Source organism: Caballeronia sp. dw_276 (assembly GCF_018449635.1).
Classification (GTDB): domain Bacteria; phylum Pseudomonadota; class Gammaproteobacteria; order Burkholderiales; family Burkholderiaceae; genus Caballeronia.
The window spans coordinates 210,572-231,249 of sequence record NZ_JAAVUV010000006.1 but is presented as its reverse complement, the minus strand read 5'-3'; the positions used below and the strand labels follow the sequence as shown (position 1 = coordinate 231,249).

Sequence of the window (20,678 nt, the reverse complement as noted above, 5' to 3'; positions counted from 1 at the left end):
ATGACCGAGCCAGCCCGGGACGCGCTTTTGAAGCACGACATCACGGGTGTGGTACTCGCCGGTGGACGCGGATCGCGCATGGGCGGCGTGGACAAGGGTTTGCAGCCGCTGAATCTCGAACCACTCGCGCTTCACGCGCTGCGCCGGCTGTCGCCGCAATGTGGCGCGATGCTGATCAGCGCCAATCGCAGCCTCGAAATCTATGCGCAACTTGGCATGCCGTTTCGCGCCAAGGTCGTGGTCGATGCATTTCCCGATTTCCCCGGCCCGCTTGCGGGCATGTCGGCGGCGCTGCACGCGGCGCAGACGGAGTTCGTGCTTTTTTCGCCCTGCGATGCGCCTTTCATCCATCCCCATCTGGCCGATCAGTTATCGGAAAAACTGACTGCCGGCAATGCGGATATCGCTATCGCAGCGGTGACCGATTCCGCCGGTGAACGCCACCTGCATCCGGTCTTCGCGTTGCTGCGCGCCTCGCTCGCCGACGATCTCGACGCGTTCATCCGCGCCGGAGAGCGCAAGGTCCGCGCGTGGTACGCGCGCCACAAGGCGGTAGAAGTGACCTTCACCGACGAGCGTGCGTTTTACAATGTCAACGATCTGCAGCAGCTAGCCGACCTCGAGCGCAACTAAGCGCCGGTTCGTTTCAGTTTGCTGCGAGCCATCGGCTTGCCGGATGCCGCGTAGTACAGCGCATCTCAACACGTCTGCCTCTCCACCCATCCGCCTGCGGGCTTTGCGTCGATTCTCCGCGCTGTTTTTACCCATCGATGAACACACCCAAGCACTTTTCGAGCTGCGTCGCTGAGTACGATCCGAACGCGCTGCCCGTCAGCGCGGCGCAGGAGATCGTGCGTCAGTGGGCGTTGCCGCGCGGGCGTGCCGAGATGGAGCGCGTGCGGCTCTTCGACGCCCTGGACCGGGTGCTGGCAGAAGACGTGGTCTCACCCATCAACGTCCCCTCCCACGATAACTCCGCCATGGACGGATACGCATTCGATGGCGCCGCGCTGGAAGTCGCGGGTCTCGAAGGGCGAGTCCAGCTTTCGGTCGCCGGAAAAGCGCTCGCCGGACAACCGTTCGAAGGCCGGCCGCTCGTCACCCAGTGCGTGCGTATCATGACGGGCGCGCTGATTCCGCCTGGCTGCGACACCGTCGTTGCGCAAGAACTCGTGCAGCGCACGGGCGACACGGTCACGTTTGGCACGGCGGGAATCACGCGCGGGGTGAACCGGCGGCTTGCAGGGGAAGATCTTTCGCAAGGTCAACCGGCGTTGCGGGCGGGACGGATCGTGCGGGCATCGGATATCGGCTTGCTGGCTTCCTTGGGTATCGCCGAAGTTGCCGTCCAGCGGCGTTTGCGCGTCGCGTTTTTCTCCACCGGCGACGAGCTGCGTTCTGTCGGCGAAGCGCTTGCGCCAGGTTCCATCTACGACAGCAACCGCTACACGCTTTACGCAATGTTGCGCCGGATGAACGTCGAGCCGGTCGATCTGGGCATTGTCCGCGACGACCGGGCATCGCTTGAAGAAGCGCTGCGCCGCGCGACCCGGGAAGCCGACGTGGTGATCAGCTCGGGCGGCGTGTCAGTGGGCGACGCCGACTTCACGCGCGACCTGATGAACACGCTCGGCGACGTGGCATTTTGGAAAATCGCGATGCGCCCCGGCCGGCCGCTCGCGTTCGGCCGCCTTTGGGCGGGCGTGCGTCCCGGCGACGGCAAATCGGCGTTGTTCTTCGGCTTGCCCGGCAACCCGGTCGCGGTCATGGCGACGTTTTATTTCATCGTCCGGGAAGCGCTGCTCGCCATGTCGGGCGCGACCCGGCACGCGTTGCCGCTGATATCGGCGATCAGCACGAATTCGTTGTCCAAGCGCGCCGGTCGCACGGAGTTCCAGCGCGGTATTGCGCAGCGCGACGCCGCCGGGCGCTGGCACGTGGTAACAACCGGGCCGCAAGGCTCGGGTGTGCTGAGTTCAATGAGCGAGGCCAATTGCTTCATTGTTCTCGAGCACGAGGCAGGAAACATCGATGCAGGAGACAGCGTCGATATCCTGCCATTCGACGGCCTGATCTAGCTTCAAAGGCTCTTCGACAACCTGCTTCAAGAATCCGGGCCGGGACGCCGTCATCACGTATGCGGCCAAACACCTGGATTCAAATGCATTGCACTACGACTGACGGGGCTTTTCCTTCATGAAAAAACAGATTTCGTTCATCGCACCGGGACAAACCGCCAAAGCGCTGATTCTCGTGTACCTCACATTCAGCGTGCCGATCGTGTTGCTCGGCGTACTGGTTGCATTCTTCCGATACGGTTCCGTCGAGCTCAGCACCGTAACGAGCGCGCTGCTGCTCAATGCGATCCTGGGGTTCATCCTGTTGTGGATTGCGTGTCACGCATACAACTGGGTGGCGTCGCGGTTTGGCGGCATCGAAATCGTGTTGTCCGATGCACCGGAAGAAGCCTGATGAGCGCCGCAATCCGTAATGCCACTCCGCAAGATGTCAGCGCAATTTTCGGCCTCATGCTGGAGTTGGCCGAATTCGAAAAGCTGATGCATTTGTTCGTTGCAACCGAGCCTGGTCTGCACGACGCGTTGTTCGGCGCAAAGCCCGCAGCGGAAGCGCTGGTCGCGGAGGAAGACGGGGTGATCGTCGGTTATGCCCTGTTCTTCCAGAACTACTCGACGTTCGTGGGCAAGCGCGGGCTGTATCTCGAAGACTTGTACGTGAAACCGTCGATTCGCGGCAGCGGACTCGGCACGAGAATGCTGCGCGCGCTCGCGGCGCTGGCAGTGGAACGCCAGTGCGGCCGCTTCGAATGGACCGTGCTCGACTGGAATCAGAACGCCATCGGCTTCTACGAGAAGATGGGCGCAACCGTGCTGCCGGACTGGCGCATCGTGCGTATTACCGGCGACAAACTCGCGAAACTCGCGGCTACCACTTAGGCTTGCGGTTCGTCGCGATCGTCGGCTTCATGGCCGAGCAGGTTGGCCGCCTGCTCGCCCGGCAATGCTTCTACGTCGCGCAGTTTCTTGCTCATTTGACGCGTACGCGTTTCCGCTGATTCAATCGACCGTGTCACCGCCTCCAGTTGCGAGCGCGTCTTCGACAGCACTTCCCCAAACTTCCTGAACTCCGTTTTCACCGCGCCGAGCACTTGCCAGACTTCGCTGGAGCGCTGCTCGATCGCGAGTGTCCTGAAGCCCATCTGCAAACTGTTGAGCAAGGCGGTCAGCGTGGTCGGCCCCGTCACGCTAACGCGATATTCACGCTGCAAAAAGTCCGTCAGCCCCGGACGGCGCAAGATTTCCGCGTACAAACCTTCGGTAGGCAGGAACAGCAACGCGAAGTCCGTGGTGTGCGGCGGCGCGACGTACTTTTGCGCAATCGTTTTTGCCTCTGCGCGAATGCGGCCTTCGAGCGCCCGCGACGCCTCCTCGACCGCGACCGGGTCGCCGCGGTCCTGCGCATCGATCAGACGCTCGTAGTCCTCGCGCGGAAATTTTGCATCGATGGGAAGCCACACTGGCGTCGCCACTGCGTTTGACCCGCTTTGGCCGGGAGCGTCGTGGCGGCCGGGCAGCTTGATTGCGAACTCCACACGGTCGTTGCTCTTTGGAATGGTCGCTACATTCTTTGCGTACTGGTCCGGCGTAAGAAGTTGTTCGAGCAGCGACTCGAGCTGCACTTCACCCCACGTTCCGCGCGTCTTGACGTTGGTCAGCACCTTCTTCAAGTCGCCGACGCCCGCCGCGAGGGTCTGCATCTCCCCCAATCCGCGATGCACCTGCTCAAGCCGGTCCGATACCAGCTTGAACGATTCGCCGAGCCGCTGTTCCAGCGTGGCGTGAAGTTTTTCGTCGACGGTGCGACGCATTTCTTCGAGCTTTGCCGCGTTGTTCGCCTCGATGTCCTTCAGCCGCGCTTCGAGCGTCATGCGCACTTCACTCAAGCGACGATCATTCGACTCCGACATCTGTGCAAGCTGCAGCGTCAAGGCATCGCCGAAACGCTTGAGCGCCTGGCTTTGTTCGTCGCGCGCGTGCTGGCTTTGCTGCACGTTGCTTTCCGTCAACGCAAGCAGTTGCCGAGAGAACGCCTCAAGCTGTGCGTTTTGCACGTTCGACATGCTTGCAAGTTGCGTTGCGAGCGTCTGCTGGAACTGCGCGAACGCGCCGCCCGCTTCCGTACGCGATGCACGCGACGTCTCGACAACTTCGCCCCGCACATTGCGTTCGAGCCGCTCCTGGGCGCGCGCGTGCGCTTCGCCCATGTCGATGACCCGATCAGTGAGCGCGTCGAATTGCTCTTCGATATCCGTCTCGCGCTTCGGCCGCAGCAACAGGATCAGCACGATGACCAGCGTGATCGAGAGGACGGCGACCGCAGCGCCCAACAGCAACAACAGTGTCATTTCTTCAGGACGTCCGGATTGATCGGATTCGGCGGATTGCCTGCTCGCGGACCTTCGCCTAGCGCTGCGATAAGGTTATCGGCGGCGAGATTCGCCATCGCGCGGCGCGTTGATTCGGTCGCGCTCGCAATATGCGGCGTGAGCACGACGTTCGACAAACCGAGGAAATCGCGATTGAAGTTCGGTTCGCCTTCGAAGACATCGAGGCCCGCTGCAGCGATGGTCTTGTTGCGCAGCGCTTCGATCAGCGCAGCATCATCCACGATTCCACCGCGCGCGATGTTGGTCAGCGTAGCCGTGGGTTTCATGCTCGCCAGTTCGGCCGCACCGATGGTGTGATGGTTTTCGGCCGTGTATGGCAATACCAGCACCACATGATCGGCCCGCTTGAGCAAGTCGGCCTTCGACGCATATTCAGCGTTCAATTCCGCCTCGATTTCGGGCGCGACGCGTGAACGGTTGTGATAGATCACGCGCATGTTGAAGCCACGTGCGCGCCGGGCCAACGCTTGCCCGATACGGCCCATGCCGATCACACCAAGCGTTGAGCCGTACACGTCGGAGCCGAGGAACGCGTCGTACGACCACGTGCCCCATTTGCCCGCGCGCAGGAAATGCTCCGATTCCGTGATGCGGCGCGCAACAGCCATCATCAGCGCCCAGCCGAAATCCGCCGTGCTTTCGTTCAGCACGTCGGGCGTGTTCGTACCGAGCACGCCGTGGGCGTTCAGCGCCTGCATGTCGAAGTTGTTGTAGCCGACAGCCATGTTCGACACCACCTTCAAATTCGGTGCGCCTTCCAGGACCTTCGCCGTGACAGGGTCGCCCGCAAGCAAAGCGCCGTCACGGTCGGCCATGCGACGGGCAAATTCGTCGGCGGGAAGCGGTGCACCTGGGTTGGCATCGACTTCAAAATACTGTCGCAGACGTTCAATCACGTCCGGGAAAATCGGGCGGGCAACCAGCACTTTTTTCATCGATTTCTCCTTAAAAGAACAACCATCCGGTAAGCAGGAACAAGGGCAGCAAGATGACCGCCGACCAGCCCAGATATCCGAAGAAACTGGGCATCACAACGCCGCGCGATTCGGCGATCGCCTTGACCATGAAGTTGGGCGCGTTGCCTATATAGCTGTTCGCGCCCATGAAGACGGCGCCTGCCGAGATCGCGGCGAGCGTGGTGGCGCCTGTCGTCATCAAGCTCTGCGCGTCGCCGCCGGCGAGGTTGAAGAACACGAGGTACGTTGGCGCGTTGTCGAGAAACGATGACAGCAACCCCGTTGCCCAGAAGTACGCAATGTCGATGGGCTTGCCGCTCGAGTCGGCGACCAGATGCACGATGCCCGCGAACGCCCCGTCCGCGCCGGCACGCAGGATCATGATCACCGGTGCAATGGTGACGAAAATCGCGGCGAAGAGCTTCGCGACTTCTTCAATGGGCGCCCAGTTGAACGCGTTGCCCTCCCGCGCGCTCTTTGGCGTGAGCTTGAGCGATAGAAACATCACGACTATGAGCAACACGTCGCGCACGAGATTCTGCAGGGCCACGTGCGTGCCGAACACTTCGAATTCGATCCCCGGTTTCCACAGGCCGCTCATCAGAACCAGCACCACAACCGCTGCGAGAAGAACAAAATTGATCTTCCCGTCAATGCTCAACGGCGTTGTCCCCGCAGTCTCCGGCCGGGCGTCTTCTCGCCCGAAGTAGTATCGGTCGAACGCATAGAAGAGCACCAGCAAGACGCTGCAAATAAACAGCGTCGGCTTCGCGAGATGCACAGTGGTCCAGAAGAAACTGACGCCGTTCAGAAAACCGAGGAACAACGGCGGATCGCCGAGCGGCGAAAGCGAACCGCCCGCATTGGCCACCAGAAAAATAAAGAACACCACCCGATGCACCTGATGCTTGCGCTGCTCGTTCGCGCGTAACAAAGGGCGGATCAGCAGCATGGCTGCCCCCGTGGTTCCCATGATGCTGGCGAGCACGGTGCCGAGCGCAAGCAGGCCGGTGTTCATGCGCGGAGAACCGCGCAGATCACCGTTCAGGCAAATCCCGCCCGCGACCGTGAAGAGCGCCGTGAGCAAAATAATGAACGGGACATATTCTTCCAGCATGGCATGGACGAACGTGGCAAAGGCGGCTTGCGCCCCGAAGCCGATCGCGAACGGCACAAGAAAAGCAAGCGCCCACGCTGCCGATATCTTGCCGTAATGACTGTGCCACGCATGCGGTGCGACCAAAGGCGCAATGGCGATGGAAAGCAGGATGCCCGCGAACGGCAACGCCCAAAGCGGTGACAACGCGGCGCCATTGAGCGTTGCCGCGGAGGCGTCGAGCGGTAACAACGTGATCACAAGAACCTGCATCAACCAACGCATGTTCCGGCCGCGCCGCCCGCTTGAGTTCCGGCATGCGGCCGATGTATCCATGTGATGGGGTCCTCGTTAGCCTGCACGTCGATCAAGGACTTGATTATAACGAGCAGCCCTGCCCGGCTACCCTAGACCGAACGGCTAACGCTGAGCCAGTTTGCGCCGATCAGCATGCCTGCGAGCTACAGTTCTCCAACCGGCTTGGCAATATCGAAGACCTGACGCAGGTACGCAAGATAAGCCTGGTCTTCGCACATGTTCTTGCCGGGTGAATCGGAGAGTTTGGCGACCGGCTGACCGTTGCATCGAACCATCTTGATGACAATCTGCAAAGGCTGATAACCAAGGTCATTGGTGAGGTTCGTACCAACGCCGAACGCGAGCTGGCAGCGGCCGCGGAAACGTTCGTAGAGCCGCAGGACCTTCGGGATATCGAGTGCGTCCGAGAAGACGAGCACCTTGGTACGAGGGTCGCAACGATTCTGCTCGTAGTGACGAATCAGGCGCTCGCCCCAGTCGAATGGATCACCGGAGTCGTGACGCGCGCCGTCGAAGAGCTTGCAGAAGTACATGTCGAAGTCGTTGAGAAACGCCTTCATGCCGTAGACGTCGGAGAGCGCAATGCCCAGATCACCTCGATATTCCTTGGCCCACATTTCGAAGCCGAACACTTGTGAATCTCGCAGGCGTGGACCAAGCGCCTGGCAGGCTTGCAAGTACTCGTGCGCCATCGTTCCGAGAGGACGAAGGCCATGTTTCATTGCGTAATAGACGTTGCTCGTACCGGTGAACTGTTCGCCAAGCCCTTCCTTCAGCTTGAGAATGACCTCTTCGTGCCACTTGCCCGAGAAACGGCGGCGGGTGCCGTAGTCGGCGATCTTGCAGTCGGACACTTCCGGACGGCCGCCGAGCAATTCGATCTTGTCGCGGAGCCGGTCGCGCCCGGTTTCGAAGGTCGGATCGCGCTGCGTGTTGCGGAAATAGACCTCGTTGACGATAGCGAGAACGGGGATCTCGAACAGGATGGTGTGCAGCCACGGGCCGACAATATCAATGTCGATCTCGCCGTTGTTCTTCGCCGACGGCTTGATCGTCACCAACTTCTCGTTGAGATGAAAGAGCGCCAGGAAGTCGATGAAATCGCTCTTGATGAAACGCATCCGCCGAAGGTATTCGAGCTCATCTTCGGTAAAACGCAACTGGCAGAGTGCGCGCACTTCCTCCCGGATTTCATCGATGTACGGAACGAGATCGACCCCTTGCGTACGGCATCGGAATTTGTATTCCGCGTGCGCCGCCGGGAAGTGATGCAGGACCACCTGCATCATGGTGAACTTGTAGAGATCGGTATCGAGCAGCGAATGGATGATCATGGTTCCAGACGAACGGCTAGTACAACGGATAGAACCGCCAGGCAAAAACCCGCGGGAAAAACCGCAAGCGGACACGGTCGGCAGGAGCGCGGCCCGATACAACGCACTGACATGGACTGGCTGCTGTGCCCCTGCGGCCTCGAAGTGCATGTTACCCGAAGTGCCAAGCCTGAGCGCCGCGCCCACGCTGGCGCCGGCGCTCGCCGGACACCCCGCGCGGGGCATGCCTGCGTCCATAAACAAATCACTAAAGGATATAAAGCCTGCCGGATCGGGGTCGCGCTCGTATTTACCGGTACGCTACAATATCGGTTTTGGCGCGCGCAATGTGCACAGCCGGGCTGTCAGCCCAGGAAAGAGACTGATGGTTCAAGATTGAACCCAGCGTCCTAGTGCCTCGCCGCCCCCACGAATTTCGCATGCAGGAGCCTGAATGACTCACGTTGTGACCGAAAGCTGCATCAAGTGCCGTTACACCGATTGCGTGGACGTGTGCCCGGTGGACTGCTTCCGCGAAGGTCCCAATTTCCTCTCGATCGATCCGGACGAGTGCATCGACTGTGCCGTGTGCGTGGCCGAATGTCCGGTCAATGCAATCTATGCTGAAGAAGATGTGCCGGGCGACCAACAGCACTTCATCGAATTGAATGCAGATCTCTCGCGCTCGTGGCCGAGCATCACCAAGACCAAGGCGCCGCTGCCTGAAGCCGATGAGTTCAAGGACGTGAAAGAGAAGCTCGAACTGCTCGAACGTTGATGCCTGTGTCGCGTCTTTTTAGCGACGCTGAACGCATTTATCGGTTGCCGGAGAATTTTTAAATCGAGATGAACGCAGGGTGTTGACAGGCTAGATTCCCCTCCATATAATTTCGTTTCTCTGCTGCAGATGTTCCCCGATAGCTCAGTTGGTAGAGCGCCGGACTGTTAATCCGTAGGTCCCTGGTTCGAGCCCAGGTCGGGGAGCCAAAAAGGTTCCAGCCAAAAAGCCCAATCGAAAGATTGGGCTTTTTGCGTTTGAGGCCGCGGAATTGATCCCGCTGGCGGACGCACCACGGAAACGATCGCGCATCGATCAGGACAATTGAACGTCGATGATCACCTCCTCTCTGCGTATCGGTCCAATCTTTAAAATTGATGGTCGTCAGACAACGGTATAATCTCAGCTTGAACTTACCGCCCGACTGACTCAAGGAGCGTTACTGATGGCCGAACCCTTCGCATCCGCCGCGACACCCCGACGTGCCCGCAACCTGGCGGAGAGCGTGTTCGACTACGTAATCGAACAGATCGAATCTGCCGCTCTGAAACCAGGCGACAAACTGCCGACCGAAGCGAAGCTCATGGCCACGCTCGGCGTCAGTCGTACAGTCGTGCGCGAAGGCATTTCGCGACTGCAGGCAAACGAGGTCATCGAAACGCGGCATGGCATCGGCAGTTTCGTACTTGAGCCGCGGCGCGAGAAACTCGGTATCGACATGGTGCCGGCCACTACCCTGCGCGACGTCCTTTCCGTGCTCGAATTGCGCATCAGCCTCGAGACGGAATGTGCCGGCCTGGCCGCGCAGCGCGCGCAGCCCGAGGATCTCGTGCGCATGCGCGCCGCGCTCGATGCAATCGAAGCAACCAGTCGCAACGGCAACGACAGCGTGGCGGCTGACCTTCAATTTCACATCGCGCTCGCCCGGGCAACGGGCAATCGCTATTTCGTCGATATCCTGACGCAAATGGGTTCTGCACTAATTCCACGCAATCGCATCGACTCGGCTGGTATCGCCAAGGCGGATCCAAAGGCGTACATGTCGCTCGTGAATCTTGAACACGAGAGCATTCTCGAAGCCATCGTCCGGCGCGATGCCGAAAGCGCCCGCGCCGCCATGCGCATGCACTTGTCGAATAGCCGGGAACGCTTGCGGCGCGCCAATCAGGCCGCCGACGCAAACGCCTGAACCGCAACGGCCTGACCGCCTCGCTCCGCACTTTCAAGGGAGCGCTGTCAAACTCATCTTGTCTGACGTCGTACTTTGATGGATACTATGCGTGCTCAACGGCAACCGACGAGACCTGTAAGCTACCGCCGCATCTCGGTGGATCTGGGGTTAATACCCATACTAAGGTCAAACTGATCGCTTTTAGAATGTCATCAGACAACGTATGTCGATAGCTCTCGCAGCTGCTGGCCGCTTCAAAAACCAACTCACGACCGAACATGACGACACCTCAAGAACTCAAGAAAATCGTTTCCGAAGGCCTGCTGTCTTTCCCGTTGACCGACTTCGATGAACAAGGCGACTTCCGCGCCGATACCTATGCCGAACGCCTCGAATGGCTCGCGCCCTATGGCGCGACGGCGTTGTTTGCGGCCGGCGGAACGGGCGAGTTCTTCTCGCTCACGCAGACCGACTATTCGAACGTGATCCGCACGGCGACCGAAACCTGCAAAGGCAAGGTGCCGATCCTCGCCGGCGCCGGCGGCCCGACGCGTGTCGCCATTGCTTATGCGCAGGAAGCCGAGCGTCTGGGCGCAAACGGCGTCTTGTTGATGCCGCATTACCTGACCGAAGCCAGCCAGGAAGGGATTGCCGCCCACGTCGAACAGGTGTGCAAGGCGGTGAAGAATATCGGCGTGATTGTCTATAACCGCGCGAATTCGAAGCTCAACGCGGACATGCTCGAACGGCTCGCCGACAGCTGCCCGAACCTGATCGGCTTCAAGGACGGCGTGGGCGAGATCGAAAACATGGTGACGATCCGTCGTCGTCTGGGCGATCGCTTTTCGTATCTTGGCGGTTTGCCGACAGCCGAGGTTTATGCCGAAGCGTATAAGGCGCTAGGCGTGCCGGTGTATTCATCGGCGGTATTCAACTTCATTCCGAAGACGGCGATGGAGTTTTATCGCGCGGTGGCATCGCAGGATCATGGAACGACCGGTCGTCTGCTCGACGAGTTCTTCATGCCGTATCTCGCGATCCGGAATCGTCGTGCGGGGTATGCGGTGAGTATCGTGAAGGCGGGTGCGAAGCTGATTGGCCGCAGCGCCGGCCCGGTGCGCGCGCCGTTGACCGATCTGACCGAAGATGAAATGGCGCAACTCGACGTGCTGATCAAGAAGCTCGGCTCGCAGTAACCGCGTCAGGCCGCATCAATAAAAAACCCGTTCCGATAACGCAAACCGGAACGGGTTTTGTACGTTTGGTGCGTCAGTTCAAGCCGCCAGCAAAACCACTGTCAACGACCTCACGCCCTGCGCGCCGCGAATCAGCACGCCTTCGATATCGGCCGTTGCGGATGGCCCCGTCACCAGCACCGCGTACCGTGCGTTCTTGAAATCGTCCTGCCTGTACACGTCCTGCAGCCCATCCACGATCCGCGCCGGATCGAGTAACACCACGAGATGCTGCACGAGATAGCCGATCGAATTGACGATGTACTCGTCCTCGCTGAACCACACCGAGCCGGTTTCCGCCACGCCAAATCGCGCACGCACGACGCCGGCATCGACGTCCTGCAGTAACGCAGGCGACATCTCCGAGGAAAGCATGCGGTTTCCATCGATACCCGCAACCGCCGAGGCGATCACGGCTTCGGACCCAAAACGCTCGGCAAGCAAGGCGCGCACGGTATCGAGCGAATCGCCTTCGACCACCGTTCCGCCCATCGCGGCCAGCGCCGTGCGAAAACGTTCGAGGCGCTCGCCTGGAGGGGTATCGAAGAGGGGTACTTCAGGGCGCGGGCGCCCCGCCGGTTGCGCGGCCCGAATCTTGGCCAGAAAAGCTTCACGGGTAGTCGTCATTTCTGCGTCGCCTTGCGATTTTTCTTGTACCACTCGTGGAAGGTTTCAGGCGGCGTTTCGGGCAAGTCGCGCTGACGGCCCCAGATGTTCAGCGGGTTATACAGAACGAAGTTCGGCAGGCGTTTCAACGCGCCGCCAAGGGACGCCACCGTGCCTCGATACAACGTCGGACTGGCAAGCAGCCGCCCCGCCATCTTCAGCACTTCGGCCTTCACGAACGGCACTTCGTGATTCGCCGCGATGACCTCGCGCCATTTGTAGATCTGCTCGTGGATGTTGACCTTCGTCGGACAGACGTTCGTGCAACTGCCATTCAACGTCGATGCAAACGGCAGGCTGCTGAAACGCTTCATATCGTAGGTCGGGTTGATGATCGCGCCGATCGGCCCCGAATACGTAAAGCCATACGACAAGCCGCCGCTACGCCGATAAACCGGGCACGTATTCATGCACGCGCCGCAGCGGATGCATTTGAGCGAATACCAGAAATCCTCCATCGCGAGGCGTTCGGAACGGCCGTGATCGACGAGGATGTAGTGCATCTCAGAACCTGGACGCGGCGCGCGAAAATGCGAGGTGTATTGCGTGATCGGCGAGCCGAGCGCGCTGCGCGACAACATGCGTACGAACACGCCGAGATCGGAAATCTTGGGTATCAGCTTTTCGATACCAATCGATGCAATATGCAACGGCGGTACATTCGCCGACAAATCCGCGTTGCCCTCGTTCGTGCACACCACGACCGTGCCGGTCTCGGCGACCGCGAAGTTGCATCCCGTCATGCCAGCCGTTTTCTCCCGCACGAAATACGGCCGCGTATTCATGCGCTGGCTTTCGGCGAGATAGTGGATGTCGCTGTTCTTGGGATCGGTGCCAATGGTCCGTCCGAACAACTCGGCGACGTCCGCGCGCAACTTGTGCACGGCCGGCACGACCATGTGGCTCGGATCCTGATTGTCCAGTTGCTGGATGCGTTCGCCGAGATCGGTTTCCATCACCGTGATGCCGCGCGGCTCGACGTACTCGCGCATCTTGCATTCATCGGTGAGCATGGATTTGCTTTTGACGAGCGTGGTCAGGCCGCGCTCGGACATCAGCTTGTAGACGATCTCGTTGTGTTCCTCGGCGGTCGCCGCGTAATGCACGGTGACGCCGTGCGACTCGGCTTGCGTGATGAACTGATCGAGATACTCGGAGAGATTCGAAAGCGTGTGCTCCTTGATTCCCGACGCCAGATCCCGCAGCGTCTCCCATTCCGGCATGCCATGCGCCTGCGCATCGCGTTTGCTGCGCAGATCCCACAGGCGTTTATCGTGGAAAGCGACGTGATCCGTTTTCGCGATAAACGCGCCCGCCGCTTTCGCGTGATCGAGGCGCTTGCTCTTTCCCTTCACGACGTCGCTCATGCGCGTGCTCCGTTCAGAACCTGGGCGATGTGGATGAACCGTGCATCGAGTTTCAGCCGTTCGGCGCAGCCTTGCTGATGCATGAGGCACGACATGTCGCCGGAGACGATGTATTGCGCGCCCGCGCCCACATGGTCACGCACCTTGTCCTGCCCCATCCTCACCGATACTGCTTCTTCCGTCACTGAAAACGTGCCGCCGAAACCGCAGCATTCGTCCGGCCGGGTTGGCGCGACGAATTCGATGCCTTTCACGCCTTCGAGCAACGCGCGCGGTTTGGAGAACGGCGTCCCGCCAATCTCCGACGCCGACACTTCCTTCAGATGCCGGATCGCGCTGCAGCTATTGTGCAAGCCGACCCGATGCGGAAATTCCGCCCACGGAAATTCGCGCACCTTGAGGACATCGTGGAGAAACTCGACGAGCTCGTAGGCGTTTGTTCGAACCTTTTTCACCGATGCCGTTTGTTCGATCGCGGTCAGATGTTCGCGCACGTGATGAATGCAGCTTGCCGATGGTCCGACTACGTAGTCGTAATCGGCGAAGTTGCGCGCGAAGACGCGCTCGGCGCCAGCGGCTTCTTTTTGGGCGCCACTGTTGGCCATCGGCTGGCCGCAGCAGGTTTGTTCTTCAGGATAATCGACATCTACGCCTAGCCGTTCCAGCAACTCAAGCGTCGCAATGCCGACTTCGGGATAGAACGCATCGATGAAACAGGGGACGAAAAGGGCAACTTTCATTATGTTTACGCTAGCGCTTGGGGGGAGTTTCAGGTTGCTGGCGCTTTGGGATTTTTGTTTTTGGTCAGCTTGGTCTGACCAAGACTTTAAAGTTTGTGGTGTTTCATGTCAAACTAGGGGCCCCGGGAGTCCGGGGTGACGGTGGGTTGGTGCTTTTTGGGTCTTCGCGCGTTCCTTGTCGGCTGTTCTCTTTAGCACTGTTAGCCACTGTGCGTGGCGGCACTTCATTTCTTTGTCCAACGGCGACAAAGAAACGAAGCAAAGAAAACGCCTTCCAACCGCTAATTCTTAAGTGTCCAAAGCGTGCAGTGACAACTATTTGGTACCCCAAAAGCACGCTCGGCGCATAACCCCAGACAGTTGAAACCCTCCCCCTCCGTCAACGGCAACCCACACGCTTCGCCACCAGTGTGGGAATCCATCAACCAGGCTTCCGCGCTGCGCGCGCTGGCGCCCAAACCGATAGGTCGGCCGTGCCAATGACGAGGCTCTGGGTTCAAGATGCTTTGGATCTATTGGGCTATTCCGTTGTTATGCGTGGGCCAGGTTTCCGTATTAACGGATTCCCACCCTGGTGGCGAAGCGTGTGGGTATCCTTGGACGGAGGGGGAGGGTTTCAAGTGTTCGAGGTTATTCGCCAAGCGTGCTTTTGGGGTACCAAAACGTTGTCACTTCACGCTGTGGACACTTATGAGCCGATTGTTGGAAGGCGTTTTCTTTGCTTCGTTTCTTTGTCGCCGTTAGACAAAGAAATGAAGTCCCGCCACGGACAGTGGCTAACAGTGCTAAAAAATACAGCCAAGACGGAACGCGCAAAGACCTAAAGAGCAGCAACCCAGCCTCAACCCCGACCGCTCCGAACAACCGCCCAACCGCCCCCCCAAGTGCCAACGCCCCTCCCCTTCCATCCCGTCCACTCCTACCCCCGAGTACGCATCGCCGATGTCGTCTCCGACCAGATCCGCGCCCTGATCACGAGCGGCGCCCTCTCCCCCGGTCAGCGCCTCCCCGCCGAACGCGATCTCGCCGAACAACTGAACGTCTCGCGCCCGTCGCTGCGTGAAGCCTTGATCCGGCTCGAATCCGATGGATTCATCCGCGCCGCCGCCCGCGGTGGTTTCGAAGTGTCCGATGTCACCGCACCCCTGGTTTCCGCACCGCTCGCCGCATTGCTGAGCCAGCATCCCACCGCCAGCGCCGATGTCCTCGAACTGCGCCACGGACTCGAATCCCTCGCGACCGCCTACGCCGCCGAACGCGCGACCGATACCGACCTCGCACGCATCGCCGAAGCGTTCCAGGCACTGAAAACGGCGGCCATCGAACCAAAACGCACGCGCATCGCCGAACACGACGCCGCGTTTCATCTGGCCATCGCCGATGCCACCCACAACCTTGCGCTCGCCCACGTAATGCACGGCCTGCACGAGCTCGTGCGTGAATCGATGCTCACATCGCACCGGCTGGTGGATTACGACGATCAGGTCGAAGCCGATCTGCTCGCACAGCATCAGGCAATCTTCGATGCCATCATCGCCCGCGATCCACAACGTGCCCGCGACGCCGCAGGCGCGCATCTGGACTACGTTCGCACGCTGTATCGTGACAGGCCACCGAAGCCCGAAGCGCCGCGCCAACCCCCGAAAAACCATAACCCGGAGACCACGCAATGAACATTTCCAGCGCCCATTGGGGCGACCTCCCGGACGGCACGCCCGTCGAACTTCATACGATCAGCCACGACAATGGCCTGCGGGTCTCGGCGACGAACCTCGGCGCAGCGCTCGTCTCGTGGTTCGCGCCGGATCGCGACGGCCGTCTCGCCGATATTCTGCTCGGCCACGACACCCCCACCGCCTACACGCAAGGCCCGGCGCACATGGGCGCGACCGTCGGACGATGGGCGAACCGCATCGCGGGCGCGCGTTTTTCACTCGATGGCGTCGAATACCCGCTCGAAGCCAACCAGCCGCCGAACTCGCTGCACGGCGGTTCCACCGGCTTCAGCTACAAGGTCTGGCAAGCGAAGCACACGGACGAATCGCTCGTGTTCAGGCTGGAATCGCCGGCTGGCGACAATGGTTTTCCTGGCGCGCTCACGGTCCAGGTGACCTACACGTTCAGCGCAGCGGGTGACCTGACGATCGCCTACGATGCCTTCACCGACGCCCCCACGCCGCTCAACCTCACGAATCACGCGTACTTCAACTTGTCGGGCGCGCCTTCGAGCATTGCCGATCACGAGATCGAAATCGCGGCGGACCAGTTTTTCTCCATCGATGAAAACACGATTCCCGTGGCGCTCGAAAACGTCGCCGATACCCCGTTCGATTTTCGCAAGCCAGCCGCTATCGGACCGCGTATCGATGCGCACGACAACGAGCAGGTCAGGCTGGCGAATGGCGGCATCGATCATTGTTTTGTGTTGCGTTCGATCGGCGCGGTCACCGCACTGCCGGAATTGCAGCGCGCGGCGACGGTCTATCATCCGGCAAGCGGACGGGAATTGACGGTATCGACGACTGAACGCGGCCTCGTGTTTTATACGAGCAACTATCTGGAAGGCGAGCCGGGCAAACAAGGCACGATCTATAAAAAGCACGGCGCGTTGTGCCTGGAAGCCGGCGGATTCCCAAACCAGATCAACATGGAAAGCGCGGAAGACGTGGTCTTGCGCCCGAACGAGCGCTACCGGCAAGTCACGCAATACACCACCGGCGTCCGATAGGAGTCCGCCTACACTGATATAGGACAGGCGCGGCTATCGGGACATTGGCCTCTCACGGATACTTGATTCATCAAATCAGATATCGAATGGAGGACGACATGCCTTACCTACTTGGATGGCTGCTTGGTGTTCCGGTGATCGTGCTGGTGATCCTGTATCTGATCTTCCACTGATCTTTCAGCCGCATGCGTTTCACCCGGACTGTACGAAGGCGTCGTTACAATACGACGCCTTTTTTGTTTTTTTATCGCCAGAAATGGCTCAAGGATTCCGATGAAACGCGCCCTCCCCCTGCTTGCATCGCTCGCTGCGCTGTTCGCCGTTCTCGGGCTTCACGCCGAGGAAATCGCCAGCGTGAACACGAATTTCCGGTTCACCGGTTCGGACCGCGTGAGCGTGGAGGCGTACGACGATCCGGCTGTCGCCGGGATCACATGCTACGTTTCGCGAGCACGCACAGGCGGCGTCAAGGGAACGCTGGGTATCGCGGAAGACCCGTCCGAAGCGTCGATTGCGTGCCGCCAGGTCGGGCCTATCAAGATCGACGCGCCGCTCAAGCAGAAAGCCGATGTGTTCTCCGAGCGCATGTCGTTCATCTTCAAGACCTTGCACGTGGTTCGGGTCGTGGATACCAAGCGCAACACGCTGGTTTACCTGACGTACAGCGACCGGATCGCGACCGGCAGCGCGAAGAACAGCGTCACGGCCGTGCCCATGCCAGCAGGCACGACGATTCCCGTAAAGTAACTGGAGGCTTTCCTCCAACGCCCTAAAGTTTCCCGCCCGGCCGCCGATATAAAGACGAATGGCCATCGCTCTAATGGCGACGCCGACTGTTTTTCCGCGCAATTCGAAAAATCGATGCGCGGGACGCGCGAACCGGGACACATCATGGGTCAGATCACCCTCTCATTCAAAGACGAAACGCTCGTTGCGCTGCGCCGCGACTTCGATACGTTCATTCGCCTGTCGCTTAAATTCGATCCGCAATTCGTCACGCCATCGTTCGAAGACTTCCTGCGCGCAAAACTGCTCGACAACCCCACGCCGCTCACCGAACAAGCCGTGCAACGAATGTTGCAAAACGGCCAGTACGCATGGGCCAAGCGCGCGCTCGACAAGGAATTCCCGGATGTCGTCGACATGATGATGCGCCAGGCCGCGGAACACGGATTTGGTTTTGCGGTGCGCTCGGACTGGTCGGCGGACGATCTGGTGAAGGCCGCGCGCACCTGGGCGACGTCGATCGTCACGGAAGCAAAAGGCGACGCGGCGCAAATCGATTCGCTTGCCGCGCAGATCAAATCGGCGGCAACGGATATTCAGGATCTCGAGCAGAAGATGCAGACGCCCGCGTGGCGTCTCGCCGATTCACTGCGTCAACGTGTCTACGAAACGAGGATTGCGACCGAGCACAGTGTGGGATCGACCGCGCGCGAAAAGCTCGGTGAACTGCGCTGTTTGCTGAGACTCGGGATGTTTCATGGCTCCGTTTCAAAGCAGGAAGCGCAACAAGTGCTGGAACAGCTGCGGTCGCTGAAGCCGGAGATTTTCATCGAAGAGCCGTATGACAGCTTTACGCGTTTTGGCAACTGGCTTCGCGCGATCTTCACGCCGGAACGCAAGGTGCCGAAGCCATCACGCGCAGAACGTTGAGCTGCTTCATTCCCACATTTTTTTGAGCCGCGCCGCGATATCCAGCTTCGCTTTCGCCGCCGCGGCCAAGCCTGCGGCCGTCGGCGCAACGGGTTCGGGCACATGCGGCCACGCGCGCGCTTCGAACTGCGGCATCAGATGCGCGGGAATGAACCGCGTGCGTGCCGCCCACACATGCCGGTCGCCCATGGCCGTCTGGTTGTGCACGTAGAAGCGCTGCGGCGTGACTATATGCAGATCCTCTTTTGCCCGCGTCATGGCGACGTATAACAACCGCCGTTCTTCATCGATTTCCTCGTCGCTGCCCGTGCCCATGTCCGACGGAATGCAGCCATCCACGCCGTTCAGCACAAACACGTTTTTCCACTCCTGGCCCTTGGCCGAATGAATGGTGGAAAGAATCAGATAATCTTCATCGATAAGCGGCACGCCCGATTCGTCGCTCGTGGCGTCGGGCGGATCGAGCGTCAGTTCAGTGAGGAAACGCTCGCGCGTGGGATACGTCGACGCAATGCTTTCCATCTGCAGCACGTCGCCATGACGGATCGCCGCGTCCTCGTGATTGCGCTCCAGATGCGGTTCGTACCAGCGCCGGATCATCTCGAACTCGGCCGGCCAACCGCTTTCCCGCGCGCACACCTTCGCCATCAAGCTGGCAAATACAGGCCAGTCTTCGCTTGCTCGCGGCGGCGGCGCAAAGGCCGCGAGCGCTGATGCCGTATCGCCGCGTTCGGCGACCTGGTCGAGCACACGACCGGCGATGGCCGGCCCGATGCCCGGCAGCAACTGCACCACGCGAAACCCCGCCACCCGATCACGCGGATTCTCGGCCCATCGCAAGACGGCCAGTACGTCCTTCACATGCACGGAATCGAGAAACTTCAGACCGCCGAACTTCACGAACGGGATATTGCGCCGCGTGAGTTCGATTTCGAGCGCGGCGCTGTGGTACGCGGTGCGAAACAGCACGGCTTGCTGCTTGAGTGTCATGCCGCCTTCGCGCGCTTCCAGTATCTGCTCGACGATGTAGCGCGCTTGATCGGCTTCATCGGCGACGGAAACAATCCGCGGCCGTTGCTCCGATGTCTTGTCGGTCCAGAGGTTCTTTGTGTATCGCTCGGTGGCGAGGCCGATCACCGCATTCGATGCCGCCAGGATCGGCTGCGTGGAGCGGTAGTTGCGCTCGAGCGTCACGCACTTGGCGGGCGGGTCGAAGTGATTCGGGAAGTCGAGAATGTTGCGCACTGTCGCGCCGCGAAACGAATAGATGGACTGCGCGTCGTCGCCGACGACGGTGAGGCCGCGGCCATCGGGTTTCATCGAAAGGAGGATGGACGCCTGGAGCTTGTTCGTGTCCTGGTATTCATCGACGAGAACGTGGTCGAAGCGGCTCGACAAATCCGCCGCAATCGACGGCTCCGCCGCCAGATGCGCCCAGTAGAGCAACAGGTCGTCGTAATCGAGCACGCTTTGCTGCTGCTTTGCGTGGACGTAGGCGGCGAAAAGGCGCCGCAAGTCGTCTTCCCATTCGCGGCACCACGGGAACGCCTGATCGAGCACGGTGGCAAGCGACGCGCCTGTATTGACCACGCGCGAGTAGATGGCGAAGCACGTGGACTTGGCGGGAAAGCGTTTTTCCTTCGCCGATAACCCCAGTTCGTGCCGCACGAGATTCATCAAATCGGCGGAATCCTCGCGGTCGTTGATGGTGAACGACGGCGACAAGCCCACCAGATCCGCGTAGTCCCGCAGCAAACGCGCGCCGACGCTATGGAAGGTGCCGGACCACGTGAGGCCTTGCGCCATGCCGCTGCGATTCCCTAGCGCGTTCGCCGCGATGCGCGTCACGCGGCGTGTCATTTCGTTGGCCGCGCGCCGCGAAAAGGTCAGCAACAGGATACGGCGCGGATCAGCGCCCTTCACCAGCAAATGCGCCACGCGATGCGCAAGCGTATTCGTCTTGCCCGACCCCGCGCCCGCGATCACGAGCAACGCGCCGGCGGCGCTGTTGGCATCGGTTCCGTATTCGACGGCTTCGCGCTGGGCGTCGTTGAGCTTGGTCAAATACGGCGCGACTTCCGCTGCATCGGATTGGGGCTTGGCATCAATGGCGGGAATGGGCGAAAGCACGTCGCGTGACCTTGGAGCTTGGAAAAACAGGTGACGCACACTGTATATCCATACAACCC

19 protein-coding genes and 1 tRNA gene are annotated in these 20,678 nt (G+C 60.2%); 12 read left to right on the top strand and 8 right to left on the bottom strand.

Features of this window, described 5'->3' with window-relative positions:
* The 4 genes from mobA to HB633_RS14740 all read left to right on the top strand — a co-directional run bounded on the left by mobA (nucleotide 1) and on the right by HB633_RS14740 (nucleotide 2,954).
* A complete protein-coding gene (gene mobA, locus HB633_RS14755) occupies nucleotides 1–633 on the top strand; it encodes a molybdenum cofactor guanylyltransferase MobA (protein WP_213778815.1) in 633 nt (210 codons plus the stop codon).
* 137 nt (nucleotides 634–770) lie between these two features.
* Nucleotides 771–2,078 carry a gephyrin-like molybdotransferase Glp gene (glp, locus tag HB633_RS14750; protein ID WP_213778814.1) on the top strand — a complete coding sequence of 436 codons (1,308 nt, stop codon included), beginning with the start codon at nucleotides 771–773 and terminating at the stop codon, nucleotides 2,076–2,078.
* 118 nt (nucleotides 2,079–2,196) lie between these two features.
* Nucleotides 2,197–2,472 (top strand): hypothetical protein, encoded by a 276-nt coding sequence (locus HB633_RS14745; protein ID WP_031363462.1) that lies wholly within the window; start codon nucleotides 2,197–2,199, stop codon nucleotides 2,470–2,472.
* Nucleotides 2,472–2,954, top strand: a complete 483-nt coding sequence (locus HB633_RS14740; protein WP_213778813.1) for a GNAT family N-acetyltransferase — start codon at nucleotides 2,472–2,474, stop codon at nucleotides 2,952–2,954. The genes HB633_RS14745 and HB633_RS14740 overlap by 1 nt, the downstream gene beginning before the upstream one ends.
* Here HB633_RS14740 and rmuC read toward each other — a convergent pair.
* The 4 genes from rmuC to pncB all read right to left on the bottom strand — a co-directional run bounded on the left by rmuC (nucleotide 2,951) and on the right by pncB (nucleotide 8,169).
* Entirely contained in the window at nucleotides 2,951–4,423 is a 1,473-nt protein-coding gene (rmuC, locus tag HB633_RS14735; protein WP_213778812.1) for a DNA recombination protein RmuC, read from the bottom strand. The two genes, HB633_RS14740 and rmuC, sit on opposite strands and share 4 nt — an antisense overlap.
* Nucleotides 4,420–5,400 (bottom strand): D-glycerate dehydrogenase, encoded by a 981-nt coding sequence (locus HB633_RS14730; RefSeq protein WP_213778811.1) that lies wholly within the window; start codon nucleotides 5,398–5,400, stop codon nucleotides 4,420–4,422. Before HB633_RS14730 ends, rmuC begins: the two co-directional genes overlap by 4 nt.
* 10 nt (nucleotides 5,401–5,410) lie before the next feature.
* Nucleotides 5,411–6,802, bottom strand: a complete 1,392-nt coding sequence (locus HB633_RS14725) for a sodium:proton antiporter (RefSeq protein WP_213779083.1) — start codon at nucleotides 6,800–6,802, stop codon at nucleotides 5,411–5,413.
* A 176-nt stretch (nucleotides 6,803–6,978) separates the two neighbouring features.
* Nucleotides 6,979–8,169 carry a nicotinate phosphoribosyltransferase gene (gene pncB, locus HB633_RS14720; protein WP_213779081.1) on the bottom strand — a complete coding sequence of 397 codons (1,191 nt, stop codon included), beginning with the start codon at nucleotides 8,167–8,169 and terminating at the stop codon, nucleotides 6,979–6,981.
* 433 nt (nucleotides 8,170–8,602) lie between these two features.
* Between pncB and fdxA the strand changes: the two genes are divergently transcribed.
* From fdxA to kdgD, 4 genes are all read left to right on the top strand, one after another.
* Complete coding sequence (gene fdxA, locus HB633_RS14715) at nucleotides 8,603–8,926, top strand: ferredoxin FdxA (RefSeq protein WP_213778810.1); 324 nt, start codon at nucleotides 8,603–8,605, stop codon at nucleotides 8,924–8,926.
* A gap of 133 nt (nucleotides 8,927–9,059) precedes the next feature.
* Nucleotides 9,060–9,135: transfer RNA gene (locus HB633_RS14710), tRNA-Asn, on the top strand.
* Nucleotides 9,136–9,371: 236 nt separating this feature from the next.
* Nucleotides 9,372–10,115 carry a FadR/GntR family transcriptional regulator gene (locus tag HB633_RS14705; protein ID WP_213778809.1) on the top strand — a complete coding sequence of 248 codons (744 nt, stop codon included), beginning with the start codon at nucleotides 9,372–9,374 and terminating at the stop codon, nucleotides 10,113–10,115.
* 260 nt (nucleotides 10,116–10,375) lie between these two features.
* Nucleotides 10,376–11,293, top strand: a complete 918-nt coding sequence (gene kdgD / locus HB633_RS14700; protein ID WP_213778808.1) for a 5-dehydro-4-deoxyglucarate dehydratase — start codon at nucleotides 10,376–10,378, stop codon at nucleotides 11,291–11,293.
* Between the two features lie 78 nt (nucleotides 11,294–11,371).
* On the opposite strand, the gene HB633_RS14695 is transcribed toward kdgD, so the two are convergent.
* From HB633_RS14695 to HB633_RS14685, 3 genes are read right to left on the bottom strand one after another with little or no spacing between them, the layout of a single operon-like run.
* On the bottom strand, nucleotides 11,372–11,959 hold the full coding sequence (locus HB633_RS14695; protein ID WP_213778807.1) for an LUD domain-containing protein: 588 nt from the start codon (nucleotides 11,957–11,959) through the stop codon (nucleotides 11,372–11,374).
* Nucleotides 11,956–13,365 carry an LUD domain-containing protein gene (locus HB633_RS14690; RefSeq protein ID WP_213778806.1) on the bottom strand — a complete coding sequence of 470 codons (1,410 nt, stop codon included), beginning with the start codon at nucleotides 13,363–13,365 and terminating at the stop codon, nucleotides 11,956–11,958. The genes HB633_RS14695 and HB633_RS14690 overlap by 4 nt, the downstream gene beginning before the upstream one ends.
* On the bottom strand, nucleotides 13,362–14,105 hold the full coding sequence (locus HB633_RS14685; protein ID WP_213778805.1) for a (Fe-S)-binding protein: 744 nt from the start codon (nucleotides 14,103–14,105) through the stop codon (nucleotides 13,362–13,364). The genes HB633_RS14690 and HB633_RS14685 overlap by 4 nt, the downstream gene beginning before the upstream one ends.
* Before the next feature lie 884 nt (nucleotides 14,106–14,989).
* On the opposite strand from HB633_RS14685, the gene HB633_RS14680 reads away from it, so the two are divergent.
* The 4 genes from HB633_RS14680 (at nucleotide 14,990) to HB633_RS14665 (ending at nucleotide 18,489) form a co-directional block, all read left to right on the top strand.
* Nucleotides 14,990–15,778, top strand: coding sequence for an FCD domain-containing protein (locus HB633_RS14680; protein WP_213778804.1), 789 nt, complete (start codon nucleotides 14,990–14,992; stop codon nucleotides 15,776–15,778).
* The gene (locus tag HB633_RS14675; RefSeq protein ID WP_213778803.1) at nucleotides 15,775–16,833 is read left to right on the top strand and encodes an aldose epimerase family protein; all 1,059 of its coding nucleotides are present in this window, start codon (nucleotides 15,775–15,777) and stop codon (nucleotides 16,831–16,833) included. The genes HB633_RS14680 and HB633_RS14675 overlap by 4 nt, the downstream gene beginning before the upstream one ends.
* Before the next feature lie 273 nt (nucleotides 16,834–17,106).
* Entirely contained in the window at nucleotides 17,107–17,580 is a 474-nt protein-coding gene (locus HB633_RS14670) for a CreA family protein (protein ID WP_213778802.1), read from the top strand.
* A 144-nt stretch (nucleotides 17,581–17,724) separates the two neighbouring features.
* Nucleotides 17,725–18,489 carry a DUF4088 family protein gene (locus HB633_RS14665; protein WP_213778801.1) on the top strand — a complete coding sequence of 255 codons (765 nt, stop codon included), beginning with the start codon at nucleotides 17,725–17,727 and terminating at the stop codon, nucleotides 18,487–18,489.
* A gap of 6 nt (nucleotides 18,490–18,495) precedes the next feature.
* Here the strand turns inward: HB633_RS14665 and HB633_RS14660 are convergent, their stop codons facing one another.
* On the bottom strand, nucleotides 18,496–20,619 hold the full coding sequence (locus HB633_RS14660) for an ATP-dependent helicase (RefSeq protein ID WP_346730316.1): 2,124 nt from the start codon (nucleotides 20,617–20,619) through the stop codon (nucleotides 18,496–18,498).
* Between the last annotated feature and the right edge of the window lie 59 nt (nucleotides 20,620–20,678).

Excerpts from the sequence above, each read along its gene's own strand:
- mobA (WP_213778815.1), top strand. The coding sequence starts at position 1 with ATGACCGAGCCAGCCCGGGACGCGCTTTTGAAGCACGACATCACGGGT.
- glp (WP_213778814.1), top strand. The coding sequence starts at position 771 with ATGAACACACCCAAGCACTTTTCGAGCTGCGTCGCTGAGTACGATCCG.
- HB633_RS14745 (WP_031363462.1), top strand. The coding sequence starts at position 2,197 with ATGAAAAAACAGATTTCGTTCATCGCACCGGGACAAACCGCCAAAGCG.
- HB633_RS14740 (WP_213778813.1), top strand. The coding sequence starts at position 2,472 with ATGAGCGCCGCAATCCGTAATGCCACTCCGCAAGATGTCAGCGCAATT.
- rmuC (WP_213778812.1), bottom strand. The coding sequence starts at position 4,423 with ATGACACTGTTGTTGCTGTTGGGCGCTGCGGTCGCCGTCCTCTCGATC.
- HB633_RS14730 (WP_213778811.1), bottom strand. The coding sequence starts at position 5,400 with ATGAAAAAAGTGCTGGTTGCCCGCCCGATTTTCCCGGACGTGATTGAA.
- HB633_RS14725 (WP_213779083.1), bottom strand. The coding sequence starts at position 6,802 with ATGCGTTGGTTGATGCAGGTTCTTGTGATCACGTTGTTACCGCTCGAC.
- pncB (WP_213779081.1), bottom strand. The coding sequence starts at position 8,169 with ATGATCATCCATTCGCTGCTCGATACCGATCTCTACAAGTTCACCATG.
- fdxA (WP_213778810.1), top strand. The coding sequence starts at position 8,603 with ATGACTCACGTTGTGACCGAAAGCTGCATCAAGTGCCGTTACACCGAT.
- HB633_RS14705 (WP_213778809.1), top strand. The coding sequence starts at position 9,372 with ATGGCCGAACCCTTCGCATCCGCCGCGACACCCCGACGTGCCCGCAAC.
- kdgD (WP_213778808.1), top strand. The coding sequence starts at position 10,376 with ATGACGACACCTCAAGAACTCAAGAAAATCGTTTCCGAAGGCCTGCTG.
- HB633_RS14695 (WP_213778807.1), bottom strand. The coding sequence starts at position 11,959 with ATGACGACTACCCGTGAAGCTTTTCTGGCCAAGATTCGGGCCGCGCAA.
- HB633_RS14690 (WP_213778806.1), bottom strand. The coding sequence starts at position 13,365 with ATGAGCGACGTCGTGAAGGGAAAGAGCAAGCGCCTCGATCACGCGAAA.
- HB633_RS14685 (WP_213778805.1), bottom strand. The coding sequence starts at position 14,105 with ATGAAAGTTGCCCTTTTCGTCCCCTGTTTCATCGATGCGTTCTATCCC.
- HB633_RS14675 (WP_213778803.1), top strand. The coding sequence starts at position 15,775 with ATGAACATTTCCAGCGCCCATTGGGGCGACCTCCCGGACGGCACGCCC.
- HB633_RS14670 (WP_213778802.1), top strand. The coding sequence starts at position 17,107 with ATGAAACGCGCCCTCCCCCTGCTTGCATCGCTCGCTGCGCTGTTCGCC.
- HB633_RS14665 (WP_213778801.1), top strand. The coding sequence starts at position 17,725 with ATGGGTCAGATCACCCTCTCATTCAAAGACGAAACGCTCGTTGCGCTG.